General features: G+C 34.3%; 10 protein-coding genes. 6 read left to right on the forward strand and 4 right to left on the reverse strand.

From position 1 onward, the window contains the following. Window positions 1-30: 30 nt before the first annotated feature. Complete coding sequence (locus tag ACT3CE_RS13000) at window positions 31-1,725, reverse strand: Na/Pi cotransporter family protein (RefSeq protein ID WP_444710199.1); 1,695 nt, start codon at window positions 1,723-1,725, stop codon at window positions 31-33. Window positions 1,726-2,159: 434 nt separating this feature from the next. Between ACT3CE_RS13000 and ACT3CE_RS13005 the strand changes: the two genes are divergently transcribed. The 6 genes from ACT3CE_RS13005 to ACT3CE_RS13030 all read left to right on the forward strand — a co-directional run bounded on the left by ACT3CE_RS13005 (window position 2,160) and on the right by ACT3CE_RS13030 (window position 9,638). Further along, window positions 2,160-4,580 carry an efflux RND transporter permease subunit gene (locus tag ACT3CE_RS13005; RefSeq protein WP_444710200.1) on the forward strand — a complete coding sequence of 807 codons (2,421 nt, stop codon included), beginning with the start codon at window positions 2,160-2,162 and terminating at the stop codon, window positions 4,578-4,580. 183 nt (window positions 4,581-4,763) lie between these two features. After that, window positions 4,764-5,738: a polyprenyl synthetase family protein gene (locus tag ACT3CE_RS13010; protein ID WP_444710201.1), complete on the forward strand. Its 975-nt coding sequence runs from the start codon at window positions 4,764-4,766 to the stop codon at window positions 5,736-5,738. Window positions 5,739-5,830: 92 nt separating this feature from the next. Beyond that, entirely contained in the window at window positions 5,831-7,342 is a 1,512-nt protein-coding gene (gene atpD / locus ACT3CE_RS13015; protein WP_444710202.1) for a F0F1 ATP synthase subunit beta, read from the forward strand. 59 nt (window positions 7,343-7,401) lie between these two features. Next, entirely contained in the window at window positions 7,402-7,641 is a 240-nt protein-coding gene (gene atpC / locus ACT3CE_RS13020) for an ATP synthase F1 subunit epsilon (protein ID WP_444710203.1), read from the forward strand. 175 nt (window positions 7,642-7,816) lie between these two features. Then, entirely contained in the window at window positions 7,817-8,854 is a 1,038-nt protein-coding gene (locus ACT3CE_RS13025; RefSeq protein WP_444710204.1) for a glycosyltransferase family 9 protein, read from the forward strand. Between the two features lie 151 nt (window positions 8,855-9,005). Further along, the gene (locus ACT3CE_RS13030; RefSeq protein ID WP_444710205.1) at window positions 9,006-9,638 is read left to right on the forward strand and encodes a glutathione peroxidase; all 633 of its coding nucleotides are present in this window, start codon (window positions 9,006-9,008) and stop codon (window positions 9,636-9,638) included. Window positions 9,639-9,666: 28 nt separating this feature from the next. Here ACT3CE_RS13030 and ACT3CE_RS13035 read toward each other — a convergent pair whose 3' ends face one another. From ACT3CE_RS13035 to ACT3CE_RS13045, 3 genes are all read right to left on the reverse strand, one after another. Further along, entirely contained in the window at window positions 9,667-10,563 is an 897-nt protein-coding gene (locus ACT3CE_RS13035) for a diacylglycerol/lipid kinase family protein (protein WP_444710206.1), read from the reverse strand. A gap of 49 nt (window positions 10,564-10,612) precedes the next feature. Beyond that, window positions 10,613-12,097: an LTA synthase family protein gene (locus tag ACT3CE_RS13040; protein WP_444710207.1), complete on the reverse strand. Its 1,485-nt coding sequence runs from the start codon at window positions 12,095-12,097 to the stop codon at window positions 10,613-10,615. 485 nt (window positions 12,098-12,582) lie between these two features. Continuing rightward, window positions 12,583-13,587 (reverse strand): GDP-mannose 4,6-dehydratase, encoded by a 1,005-nt coding sequence (locus ACT3CE_RS13045; protein ID WP_444710208.1) that lies wholly within the window; start codon window positions 13,585-13,587, stop codon window positions 12,583-12,585. Window positions 13,588-13,592 lie beyond the last annotated feature (5 nt).

A 13,592-nucleotide genomic window follows, 5' to 3' on the forward strand; every position in this document is an offset into this window, starting at 1 on the left:
AAAGCTATCGGCTTCTAGCCGATAGCTAATCTATTCTTTTATCTCGTTGATTGCTTCACTTACATTGATACAGTAATCACCAATTTTTTCGCATTCTGAGAACATGTCGTTGTAGATAATACCAGCTTGATACTTGTATTTATTTTCTTCAACATTAGCTAAATGCTCTGTTTTAAGAGCAGTACGGTAATCGTTAATTTCACGCTCAATTTCGTATGCTTTTTTAATGCGAACTTCAGAGAATTCCAGTTTGGTATTTTCCAGCATTACATCGAGGGCATCGTCAACATATTCGAACATTTTATTGATATTGTCTCTTAGTTCCTGAGGGAACCAGGCCTTTTGTTCGCGCTTTCTTTTCATTGCTTTGGCAAGATTTAAGGTCGAATCACCAACACTCTCGATATCACTTACCATTTTAAAATAGGCACGTACACGAGCCGAATTTTCAGTACTTAAGCGAGTTTCAGAAACAGAGGTAAGGAAATTTGCAATTTCTATTTCCATATCATCACTTTCATCTTCGCGCTGAGAAATTTTATCGAATAGTTTATTGAAAGATTTATCGTTGGTTTCGTTGAAGGCTTTCTTGGTATAGCCAAACATCTTTTTGGTACTTTTTACGTATGTACTAATTTCTTGTTTAGCAAGAAAAAGAGAAGCTTCAGGAGTAGAAAGAGTTCCCGTTTTAATATGCTGAAGTTTAAATTCTTCTTCGGCATCTTCTCTAACAGGTACCAATTTGGTTACAACTTTAACGATAAGTTTCGCAAACCAAATCATAAATAGTACATTAAGAATATTAAATCCTGTGTGGAATAAAGATAGAGTTACCGGTACAGCGGCTGCATCAGTAAATGCATCTCCTTGTCCAAAAAAGTGCTGACTTACCCAAGCTGTTGATTCTAAGAAATAAGGCAATACCAAGAGCATCCAAATTACACCTATCGAGTTAAAAATAAGGTGAGCACGTGCAGCACGTTTTGCCGATGTATTGGCAATCATTGCAGCAAGGTTAGCTGTTATGGTTGTCCCGATATTTTCTCCTAAAACCATCGCTGCAGCAATTTCAAAGCTAACCCAGCCCGAGTTACACATTACTAAAGTAAGTGCCATGGTTGCCGATGACGATTGAATTAAAATGGTTAATAAAGTTCCAATTCCCATAAAAAGAAGGGTAGAACCAAATCCCATATCAGTATAGTTGGCTAAGAAGTTAAGAATTTCATGATTATTTTTAATATCAGGCATCGATGTTTTCAGGAATTGTAATCCGATAAACAATAATGCAAATCCCATGATTAGTTCACCCCAGTTTTTCTTGCTTCTGTTTTGCGAGAACAGGAATGGTAATCCAAGACCAATTAAGGGCAGAGAGATAGCACTCATACTTACTTTAAATCCCAAAATTGAGATTAACCAGGCGGTAACAGTAGTTCCAACATTAGCACCCATAATAACACCTACCGATTCAACCAGCGAAAGCAATCCTGCATTCACGAAGCTTACTACCATTACAGTAGTTGCCGATGATGATTGAATTAAAGCTGTAATTAAGACTCCAGTCATAACACCTTTTACTCTGTTAGATGTCATTGCTGCCAGAATAGAGCGCATTTTGTCTCCTGCAACTTTCTGAAGAGCCTCACTCATTAGTTTCATTCCGTAAAGAAATAAACCTAAAGAGCCAATAAGCCTTAAAATATCGGCTATCCCATAATCCATAATTGACTAATTTAGTTTGTTTTCAATCGATTAGTTTGATTGGTGGCAAAAATAGAATTTTTTAAATGTAAATTCAATGTTAATAGAAATAAAAGTAAATCTTAATGTCTTAATTAGATTCTTTCGTTTTAATGATTTTTAACACTGTATTTACAGGTTGAAAATCAGTAGATTAAAACAACTTAAAATTATAAAATACAATTGAAAATTCGTTTAATTTAACCATAAAATGGAATAAAATTATATTTACAGGAATTATTTTATTAAAAGTCAGATGCTTTGACTGTTTTTCCGTATTTTTAATATTCGGTGTAATTCATTTAGGATAAAGAATCAAGTAGCTAGTCTTGTATCCTTTGAAAAAAAGATTTTAAGTCGTATTTTCGCCGGAATCTAGATAAAAACGATACCTATCTTTAGCAGGAAAATAAAATATGTGGAACAGGATTGCAGGATTAATTCTTAGAAATAGAATTTTACTTTTAATTATAATTGGACTGGTTACAGCTTTTATGGGGTATAAGGCGCAATTTGTAGAAATGTCGTACCAGTATGCCGCTCTTCTTCCCGACGATGATCCAGCTTCAATTGAATATGAGAAATTTAGAAGTACTTTCGGACAAGAGGGAAATGTAATGTTCTTTGCTGTTCAGGATTCTGATTTCTATGAACTTGAAAAGTTTAACGATTGGATTGCCTTAGGAAATGACCTTCATGATTTGGATGGTATTGATGCTGTTGTTTCTTTGGCGCATACTTGGAATATTAAAAAGAATAAAACAGCTAAAAAGTTCGAGTTTGAACCTATATTTCCACAGAAGCTTAGTTCTCAGCATCAGCTTGATAGTTTAGCAAGAATAGCGGAATCTTTGCCATTTTATCACGGAAGTTTAATTAATCAGGAAACAAACACCTTTTTAATGGCTATTACCGTGAATGCCAAAATTATTAACTCTAAGGCACGTGAGCCAATGGTGGCTAAAGTGCGCGAAATTACCGATAAATTTACAGCAAAGCATAGTCTGGATATGCGATACTCAGGCTTACCATACATACGTGTTGTAACAGCACAAATGATAAAAGGAGAGATGAACATGTTCATTTACCTTTCTCTTTTGGTTACAGCAATTATTCTTTTTATGTTTTTCCGATCATTCAAGGTGGTATTTTTTAGCATGCTTGTAGTGGGATTAAGTGTGATATGGGCCGTAGGTTCTATGGTGCTGTTCGATTATAAAATTACTTTGCTTACAGCCATGCTGCCGCCTTTACTAGTTGTAATAGGAATTCCCAATTCGGTGTTTCTAATTAATAAATATCATGGAGAATATATTCGCCACAATAATAAAATAAAGGCATTACAACGTGTTGTGGCAAAAATTGGAAATGCAACTTTCCTCACCAATTTAACCACAGCATCGGGTTTCGCTACTTTTATTGTGACTTCAAGTCAGATTTTGAAAGAGTTTGGTGTAATTGCATCTTTAAATATTATGGTGGTATTTATGCTTTCGCTTCTTTTAATCCCAATTATATTTAGTTTTTTAAATCCGCCAGATCAGCATGCAACTAAGCATTTAGATAATAAGCTCACGGTGTGGTTCGTTGGCCGATTAGAAAAAATAGTGTTGAATCATCGTAGTATAGTTTACGGTGTAGCTATTTCTCTGGTTGTTTTAGGTGGTTTTGGTATTTGTAAAATGAAAAGTACTGGTTACATGGTGGATGATCTTCCACATGACAATGTGATTTTTCAAGATTTAAAGTTTTTCGAGAAAAATATGGATGGAATTATGCCATTGGAAGTAATGGTAGAAACCAAAAAGAAAGCTTCGGTTCTAAAATCATCAACTTTAAAGCGCTTAAATAAGCTAAACGATTCATTGAGTGCTTATCCCGAAATTTCATCTTCTGTCTCGGTTGTCGAAGCCGCAAAATTTGCCAATCAGGCTTATTTTAATGGAAAAGAAAAATATTATAAACTACCAAGTAGTCAAACTCAAAATGTAATTCTATCCTATCTGGCTAAAGCCGATACAGGTGAGGATTCAAAAGTTATTGAAACTTTTGTTGATTCTACTCAAAGTTTAACTCGTATGAGTTTTAGAATGAAGGATATTGGAACAACACGGATGGCAGAAATGGAGCAAACAATTTTAGATCATGTTCACAATATTTTTCCCGAAAACAAATACAATGTTCATGTAACAGGATCGAGTATTGTCTTTTTTAAAGGAACTCAATACCTAATTAAAAATCTGTTTTTAAGTTTAGCTCTGGCCATTTTTCTAATTGCCTCTTTCATGGCCTGGATGTTTTCATCGAAACGAATGGTTATGGTAGCCCTTATTCCAAACTTATTGCCATTAATAGTTACAGCAGCGCTAATGGGATACTTCGGAATTCCAATTAAAGCCTCAACCATTTTGGTTTTTAGTATTGCATTTGGTATTTCGGTTGATGATACTATTCACTATTTGGCAAAATACCGACAGGAACTAAAAGTTACCAATTGGAGTATTCGATCTTCGGTTGTGCTGGCTCTTCGCGAAACAGGCCAAAGTATGATGTACACTTCTATTATTCTGTTCTTTGGGTTCAGTATTTTTGCATTGTCAGAGTTTGGAGGAACTGTTTCCCTCGGAGTTCTGGTTTCTATAACCCTTTTATCAGCAATGCTTTCAAATCTTGTTTTACTACCATCTTTACTGCTTACTCTCGAAAAATTAATTACCAATCGTTCGTTTAAAGAACCATTGTTGCAAATATTTGACGAAGAGGAAGATATAGAAATTGATGATTTGAAAATTGCAAGGATTGAAAAAGATGGGGAAAAGGAAACTTCTGCAAGCTAATTTTTTATAATTTAGTGAGCTGTTTCGAGAAGCTATTAAATACTGGAATTCGTAAATTGCAATGTTCAATGTGTATTATAAAGTATCGGAATGTATTTTGAGATTTATTTTAAGTTCATACAAATAAGTGTCAGATTTATTGTCTCATCCCGATACTATCGGGACTAAAATTTAAAATAGAACATGTATAGTTTTAAAGAACTTCAGGAAATAGTTCAAAAGGAAATTGAAGGATTAGAGTTTTCTACACCACCCGAAGGGCTTTTTGAACCCATGAAATATATTTTGGGAATTGGAGGCAAGCGACTTCGTCCTATTTTGGTACTTTTAAGTGCCAATTTATTTAAAGAAGATTTAGCAAAAATTTATTTGCCGGCAATTGGAATAGAGGTTTTTCATAACTTTACATTATTGCACGATGATGTTATGGACAATGCTCCAATCAGGCGAACAAAAGCAACTGTCCACGAAAAATGGAATAGTAATGTTGCCATTCTTTCTGGTGATGCCATGTCTATTAAAGCTTATCAGTACATTGGTAGTTGCGAAGATCATCACTTACGAGATGTGCTAACTGTATTTAATCAAACAGCATTAGAAGTTTGTGAAGGTCAGCAATACGACATGGAATTCGAAGATCGAAAGAATGTACAAGTAGAAGAGTATCTGGAGATGATTCGCTTAAAAACAGCTGTGCTTTTAGCAGGAAGTCTTAAGATGGGTGCCATTATGGGCGATGCCAATTCAAAAGATGCTGATTTATTATATTACTTTGGAGTGAATTTAGGAATGGCATTTCAATTACAAGACGATTTATTGGATGTGTTTGGTGATGAGGCAATCTTCGGAAAGAAAATTGGTGGAGATATCATATCTAACAAAAAAACATTCTTGTTAATAAAAGCTTTAGAGTTAGCTACAGGAAAAGAAAAAGAAGAATTAAATTCCTGGATTGAAGCAGAGAATTTTGATCCCAAAGAAAAAATTGAGAGAGTAAAAGCTATTTATAAGAAACTAGATGTTCAAAACTATTCTCAAAAAATGATTGACGACTATTTCTCTTTGTGTCTTGAATATCTCGATAAAGTGAACGTTCAGGCAGAAAAAAAGAAAGAACTTTACTCTTTGGTAAAGGGCTTGGTAAATCGATCTGTTTAAGAATGTTAAAATTAATGATAAGATATCCTTTATTGACAAAAAATTTTAAATTTGTCTTTACGCTATATTAATGATCCAAAAAATTAATGTAAATGTCACAAAATACAGGCAAAATAGTACAGGTTATCGGACCTGTGATCGACGTAAGTTTTGAGAAGGAAGGTTCTAAACTTCCAGAGATTTACGATTCTCTAGAGGTCGTGATGGAAAACGGTAAAAATTTGGTGGTTGAGTGTCAGCAGCACATTGGTGAGAATACAGTTCGTGCCATTGCTATGGATTCTACCGACGGATTGCGCCGTGGTATGGATGTAATATCAACCGGATCTCCTATCATTATGCCTGCCGGCGATAAAATTAAAGGTAGACTTTTGAATGTGGTGGGTGAAACTATCGATGGAATTGGATCTGTGGAAAAAGAGGGAGGATATCCTATTCACAGAACTCCACCAGCCTTTGATCAGTTAAGAACAGAATCGGAAGTGTTTTTTACGGGTATTAAAGTAATCGACCTTATTGAACCTTATGCAAAAGGTGGTAAAATTGGTTTGTTTGGTGGTGCCGGAGTAGGTAAAACAGTACTAATTCAGGAGTTAATCAATAATATTGCAATTGGTCAGGACGGATTGTCGGTATTTGCCGGCGTAGGTGAGCGTACTCGTGAGGGGAACGATTTACTTCGTGAAATGATCGAATCGAAAGTTATTCGTTACGGCGATGAGTTTGAAGAAGACATGGAAAAAGGTGGATGGGATCTTTCTAAAGTAGACAAAGATGCTTTAGATAAATCGCAGGTATCACTGGTTTTTGGTCAGATGAATGAACCACCAGGAGCACGTGCTCGTGTGGCATTATCAGGATTAACAGTAGCAGAAAGTTTACGCGATGGAGATGAGAAATCGGGCGGTCGTGACATTCTTTTCTTTGTAGATAATATTTTCCGTTTTACACAAGCGGGATCGGAGGTATCGGCACTATTAGGTCGTATGCCATCGGCAGTAGGTTATCAGCCAACCCTATCAACCGAGATGGGAACCATGCAGGAGCGTATTACCTCAACAAAACGAGGTTCTATTACATCGGTACAGGCTGTTTATGTACCAGCCGATGACTTAACAGACCCTGCGCCGGCAACAACATTTGCTCACCTGGATGCAACAACTGTACTAAACCGTAAAATTGCAGAGTTAGGTATTTATCCTGCGGTAGATCCATTGGATTCTACTTCTCGTATTCTAACTCCGGATGTAGTTGGAGATGCACACTACAAATGTGCACAGGATGTAAAAGAGATTCTTCAGCGTTATAAAGAATTGCAGGATATTATTGCAATTTTGGGTATGGAAGAACTTTCTGAGGAAGATAAGTTGGTTGTGCACCGCGCACGTCGTGTTCAGCGTTTCTTATCTCAGCCTTTCCACGTAGCAGAGCAGTTTACCGGATTAAAAGGATGTTTAGTTTCTATTGAAGATACCATTAAAGGATTTAATATGATTATGGATGGCGAAGTGGATAAATATCCCGAAGCTGCCTTTAACCTTGTTGGAACCATTGAAGAAGCTATTGAGAAAGGTGAAAAATTATTGGCTGAATCTGAAGCTTAATCAAGTATAAAGATGTAGGTTAAAAAGTAAAAGGTATTTTTTACTGATAATTGATAAATATGCATTTAGAAATAGTAACACCGGAAAAGAAACTTTATTCAGGAGAAGTTGTATTGGTTCAATTACCTGGTAAAGATGGATCTTTTGAAATACTGAAAAATCACGCTCCTATAGTTTCAGCTTTACAAAAAGGAACAATAAAAGTAAAATCAGAAAGTGGCGAAGAGATTCTTTTTGAAGTCAACGGAGGTGTTGTTGAATGTAAGAAAAATGTAATTTCGGTATTAGCAGATAGCTAAAAAATAAGTTTGATTTAAAATTAATATAGGAGAGCCTGGAATATTAATTCCGGGCTTTTTTATTCTGGATTTGAGACCTTAGATCCATGAAGTTGCCTGAATTAATTATTTTTGTGAATTGTTTAAGTAAATATTATCTCAAATCTAGTATTTAACATCTTATATCTAAAAAGAAATGCCTAAAAAATTCCTAATCATACGTTTTAGTTCCATTGGTGATATAATTCAATGCATGACTACTATTGATGGTATCCTAAATCATTATCCTGATGCTGAGATACATTGGATTGCGAGAAAAGATATGTCTTCGTTTCTGGCCATGGATCAGCGAATTCATAAAGTGTGGGGATTTGATCGTAAAAAAGGATTTAAAGGTTTACTGGCACAGGCAAAACAGCTTAAAGCAGAAAGGTTTGATTATGTGTATGATGCTCATAGTAATATCCGATCTATTGTTTTAAAATCCGTATTGGTGCCACGATGGAAGCGCTGGTTTGGCATTGGACCAAAATTTACCATGCGTAGCAAAGATCGTATCAAAAGAATATTACTTTTTAAATTTGGAATCGATCGTTTTCCAATGCCATTTAAAGGAATGTTATCTTTCCGAAAACCACTCGAAAAGTGGGGAATAACTGACTATTCTAAAGTAAACACAAACTGGTACTTTCCTGCCGATTTAAAAGATAAAATGAATGACAATGTATTTTCTAAGATTAAGGGAGATGCATCTAAATTGGTAACATTGGTGCCATCGGCAGCCTGGCAAATGAAACGCTGGCCGGTTTCACACTGGCAAAAACTGGTAAGCATTTTGCCGGAGTATAATTTTATGATTTTGGCCGGACCAGATGATGTGTTCTGCAAAGAAATTGAAGCCGAAGCAGCTCATAGAATATTAAATTTATCGGGTAAAACCAATCTTTTGGAATCCTGTTATCTGGTTCAGAAATCGAATCTTGTGATATCTGGGGATACAGGATTTTTACATGCTGCCGATAAGTTTAATGTTAAAGCTTTGTCTTTAATGGGACCTACTGCATTTGGTTTCACTACGGGGAATCATATCAAGACATTAGAGGTGGATATGAAATGTCGTCCTTGTACGAAAGATGGATCTGGTAAATGCAAAATGAGTATTTATCAGCAATGTATGATCGATATAACTCCTGAATGGGTGGCCCGGGAAGTAAAAATGGTAATGAATTCGTAAAAAAGACTATTAAGTATTTTATTTCTTCATTCTTTATCATTTTTATGATATCTTAGATAGGTTTTAAGTTAGAGACATAAGATTCGAGAATTTTTTAGATTTTATATTTTCAATCTGGTAGCTAACATTTCATATCTAAAAATTAAAAAGGATGAAAAAATTAGCATTGCTACTAATTGTTTTAGTAGGATTTTATACCGGTCAGTCAATTGCTCAGAATAAAGAAAAGAAATGTTGCAGTAAAAGCTTATATAGCTATAAAATGAGCTCGTTACAAGGCGATGAGGTAAATTTGGACCAGTATAAGGGAAAAGTAGTTTTAGTGGTTAATACGGCCAGTAAATGTGGTTTAACGCCACAATACAAAGGTTTGGAAGCCATGTATAAAAAATATAAAGATCAGGGATTTGTAATTTTAGGTTTCCCAAGTAATCAATTTGCGAAACAGGAACCTGGTTCATCGAAGGAAATTGCAGATTTTTGCCAAAAAAATTATGGTGTAAGCTTTCCAATGTTCGAAAAAATTGAGGTGAGAGGGGAGAATGCTCATCCGCTTTATAAAATGCTAACAAGTGAAAAACCATTTTTAGGTTTCGATAATTCGGAATCGGGACAAAAATTTAAGGGTTTTATAAGCAAAAAATTTCCGGAGATATATGAAGGAGAAGGAATTAAATGGAACTTTACAAAATTCCTGATTGATAGAAATGGGAAAGTGGTTCAGCGAATTGAACCCAATATAACTCCTGAGAGTTTTGAGGAAGATGTAAAGAAATTATTGTAATTAAAAAGAGCTCCTTATGGAGCTTTTTTTATGAATTAAATTGGGTAAATATTTTCAAACTTTTAGGATCTATCTTTAGGTTAATTGTATTTCCAAAGATTACTGGTTCTCCATCAACATGTCCTAAGTCTGATTTTTGATAGATTTTTATATGATCAACAATAAGTTCTTTAAAAAGCGATGATGAATTTATCCGTTTCGAAAATAAATTCATCACTAAAGCAGGAACTTGATACCATTTAGGTTTTTTAAGAAGACAAAGATTTATTTTTCCGTCATCAATTTTTGCTTTTGGAGCAATGAATGCATTATTGCCAAACTGTGAGGAGTTACAAAAGCTCAGCATCATACCTTTTTCTATTCTTGCAATAGAATTGTTTTTAAGCTCAAACTCCTGTGTTTTAAAGGTCCTGAAACACTTTAAACTCGCTCTTATATAAGTAATCAAGCCTCTGGAATTCATTTTCTCAAATTCATGAGAAATTTTTGCATCAAAACCAATACCTGCAACATTTACAAGTCTATATTCGTTAGCTGAGATTGTATCCATTTCCTGGATATTAGCTTTGTTTATCCATTGAATAGCCTTTTTGGGATTCATAGGAATTCCAAGATGACGAGCCAAGCCATTTCCCGATCCACAAGGGATTATACCTAATGCAGTAGCAGAAAAAGCAAGAGCTCTCGAAATTTCATTTATTGTTCCATCTCCGCCAACTGCTATTATTGCCTTATATCCATTTTTAACAGCATCTTTAGCCAGTTCATATCCATGTCCGGCATATTTAGTTAGTTTGTAATCTGCCTTAAATTTTTTTTGGTTCAGATATTTTTTTAAAACAGAGGTAATCTGTTTTTGTTTTCCTGTTCCTGAAACGGGATTAATGATAATGAGTGTTTTATAAGCTTTATCCATTGTATGCATAAGGTAAGATATTCAGGAATATGGATCATTCATATTCCTGAAAATTCAATTATTGAGCAAAATTCAATTTCTTATTCTGAAATAGATAACTTGCTGTTTGATAGTAGGTAATAGCATCGTAAAGTTCTGTCTTATCTACCAGGGAAGCTTCTTGTTCCATATCAGATACTTTAAATGCTTCGGTTCGTTTGGTTGGCAGTTGAACGGTTAATTTATGGTTTTCTAATAAACCAATTTTTTGATATGTCCCAATTAAGGCTCTGTTTGGATTATTTAGTAATATGTCCTTTCCAAAGAATTTTGAGGTATAATCCATATTTAAGAGTCCCATAATAGTAGGAGCAAAATCAATTTGAGAACACAAAGTATTAATCTCTTTAGGCTCAATAATAGTAGGAGCATAAATTAGTAAAGGAATATGATATTTTTTAACTGGCAGTGATGTTTTACCAGCGCTAGAAGCGCAATGATCTGCAACTATTACAAAAAGGGTATTATCGAACCATTCGTGTTTTTTTGCCTCACGTAAAAATTTTGCAATGGCAAAATCGGTATATTTTACAGCTCCTTTTCTTCCAGTATGCGAAGGAATATCAATTTTACCTTTAGGATAAGTATAAGGGCGATGGTTAGAAGTAGTCATGATGAAATTATGAAATGCTTTGCCTTCAGAATAAGCCTTGTCGGCAACTTGTGCTGCTATTGCAAATAAATCTTCATCACAAACACCCCAGGCATTTTCAAAGGTGATTTCATTCTTTTCAAAATTCTTCTTATCAACAATATTATAACCACTATTACCAAAAAAGTAATTCATATTGTCGAAATAACCATTACCGGCATATATGAAATTGGTATTGTAACCTTTAGATTTTAAGATACTTCCCAATGTAAACATATTTTCATTGTTGGGACGTTTTACAATTGAATATCCAGGTGTTGGTGGTAAAGAAAGGCTTAAGGCTTCCATAGCACGAACCGTTCTGGTTCCGGTTGCATAGAAATTGGTAAAAAACATAGATTGCTGAGCAATGGTATCCAAATTGGGAGTAATCTTATCCTTAGAACCAAATTTAGTGAAAAATGAACCACTCAGACTTTCTACTGTAATCATCATTACATTATACTTTTTGGCATTTCCATCATAGGTAATTTTTCTTTTTATATCGAAAATGTCATCGCTAATAAATTCGCTATTGGATGTTTTAAGAAGCTTTCGCAGATTGGTAAAAGCTTTTTTATCATCAATAGATTGATAAAACGATTTATAGTCTAATTCGTTATTTCTAAAAGCAGAGAAAATTTGGTAAATACCATTGTGAGCCAATTCATTTGAGTAGGTATTATCTTGAATTTCAGCCGTTGTTTTATCTATGGTAAAAAAGGCCAGCATGGGCAGTGTCAAAAGAATTATACTGGTTGTAAATCGGGATACAAAGCGCGATTTAGAGTTGATACTTGTATCGAAATGCTTTTTTACAAGAGTAAATATTCCTGCTGATAGAAGGAGCATTCCCATAATTATAATTGGCATTGGATACGATTCTTTAATATTTGAGATTACCTCGTGGGTATAAACCAGATAATCAACTGCAATAAAATTGTAGCGGGCACAACAAGTAAGTATAAGACAAATGGAATGATAAAATAGGAGATGGCAACTAAATCGTAAAATAAACCAAATGTGTATATCTGTATAAATCGAACAAAATTCAAATCAACATTTTGAATTTCAGTAACAAGAAGAATGGTTCGTACTAAAAAAGAAAGGGCTAGGAAAATAAAACTAAACAGTACCAGACCTCCATAGCGACTTTGTAGGATGCTTTTAAATTTCATATTTTTTTAATTGTTGGCTTTGATAAATGCCTCAAAGAAAGGAGTGAGTTCTAACAAAAACCTAACAATTAGATTCATTGCACGTTAATTGAAGTTAAAAGAATAAAAAGTCCATAAAATGGGTTTTAGTTGCGCAATTGAAAAAGAAATACAATATGCCTGATCCTATCTTTCCATTTATTAATTATGCAATACTACGAGTTGATTTTTCTGAGTAAACCATTTTACAAATCTTACAATTCCTTCATCAAAGGAAACTTTTGGATTGTAGCCAATTAAACCTCTAGCTTTGGATATATCAGCATAAGTCTGCTCAACATCACCAGCTTGCATTGGCAATTGTTTAATGATCGGAATAACAGCACAATTTTTTGCAATTACCTCAATCATTGTGCTCAGTTTAATTGGATAACTGTTGCCAAGATTAATGGTGTTAAATACTGAATGATTTGCAAATAGATATTCACAAGTTTTTACAATTCCATCAACAGTATCATCTACAAAGGTGTAATCTCGAGCGGTTGAACCATCTCCAAACATTGGAATCGGTTCGTTGTTATAAATGAGTTTTACGAATTTATTAATCGCCAAATCGGGACGTTGACGAGGACCAAAAACAGTAAAAAATCTCATGTTAATTATATCCAAATCGTAGAGGTGATGATAACTGTGATTCAAAATTTCACAAGATTTTTTTGAAAAGGCATAAGGGGAAATAACATTGTCTACATTTTGATCTTCGGTAAAAGGTACAATAGGATTGTTGCCATATACTGATGAGGAAGAGGCGAATGCAAGTTTCTGTATTCCTTTTTTCTGCATAAAATCAAGAATGTTTCTAGTTGCACTAATATTACTATCAATATAACTTTGCGGATCTAGAATGGAAGGACGAACACCAGCCTTTCCAGCCAAATGTGCTATTAAAGAAATTTCTTCTTGTATTAGATTTAAACTACCACTTTGACATAGATCTAATTGGTAGAATTTAAAAGCTTTGTTTCTTTTAAAACCCTCCATATTTTCCATTTTTAAATCAATGGAATAGAAGGGATCAAAATTATCAACCCCAATAACCTTGTATCCTAAACTTAAAAGTTTTTCACTAAGATGCGAACCAATAAAACCAGCACATCCTGTAACTAAAATTGTCTTACCCTTCATGTCATTCAGTTCAACTTTCATAAGGC

This window comes from Marinifilum sp. RC60d5, assembly GCF_052400665.1.
GTDB lineage: Bacteria > Bacteroidota > Bacteroidia > Bacteroidales > Marinifilaceae > JBQTGK01.

Coding starts and splice junctions, on each gene's coding strand:
- ACT3CE_RS13030 (WP_444710205.1), top strand. CDS start 9,006: ATGAAAAAATTAGCATTGCTACTAATTGTTTTAGTAGGATTTTATACC.
- ACT3CE_RS13040 (WP_444710207.1), bottom strand. CDS start 12,097: ATGCCAATTATAATTATGGGAATGCTCCTTCTATCAGCAGGAATATTT.
- atpD (WP_444710202.1), top strand. CDS start 5,831: ATGTCACAAAATACAGGCAAAATAGTACAGGTTATCGGACCTGTGATC.
- ACT3CE_RS13010 (WP_444710201.1), top strand. CDS start 4,764: ATGTATAGTTTTAAAGAACTTCAGGAAATAGTTCAAAAGGAAATTGAA.
- ACT3CE_RS13025 (WP_444710204.1), top strand. CDS start 7,817: ATGCCTAAAAAATTCCTAATCATACGTTTTAGTTCCATTGGTGATATA.
- ACT3CE_RS13045 (WP_444710208.1), bottom strand. CDS start 13,587: ATGAAAGTTGAACTGAATGACATGAAGGGTAAGACAATTTTAGTTACA.
- ACT3CE_RS13035 (WP_444710206.1), bottom strand. CDS start 10,563: ATGCATACAATGGATAAAGCTTATAAAACACTCATTATCATTAATCCC.
- ACT3CE_RS13000 (WP_444710199.1), bottom strand. CDS start 1,725: ATGGATTATGGGATAGCCGATATTTTAAGGCTTATTGGCTCTTTAGGT.
- atpC (WP_444710203.1), top strand. CDS start 7,402: ATGCATTTAGAAATAGTAACACCGGAAAAGAAACTTTATTCAGGAGAA.
- ACT3CE_RS13005 (WP_444710200.1), top strand. CDS start 2,160: ATGTGGAACAGGATTGCAGGATTAATTCTTAGAAATAGAATTTTACTT.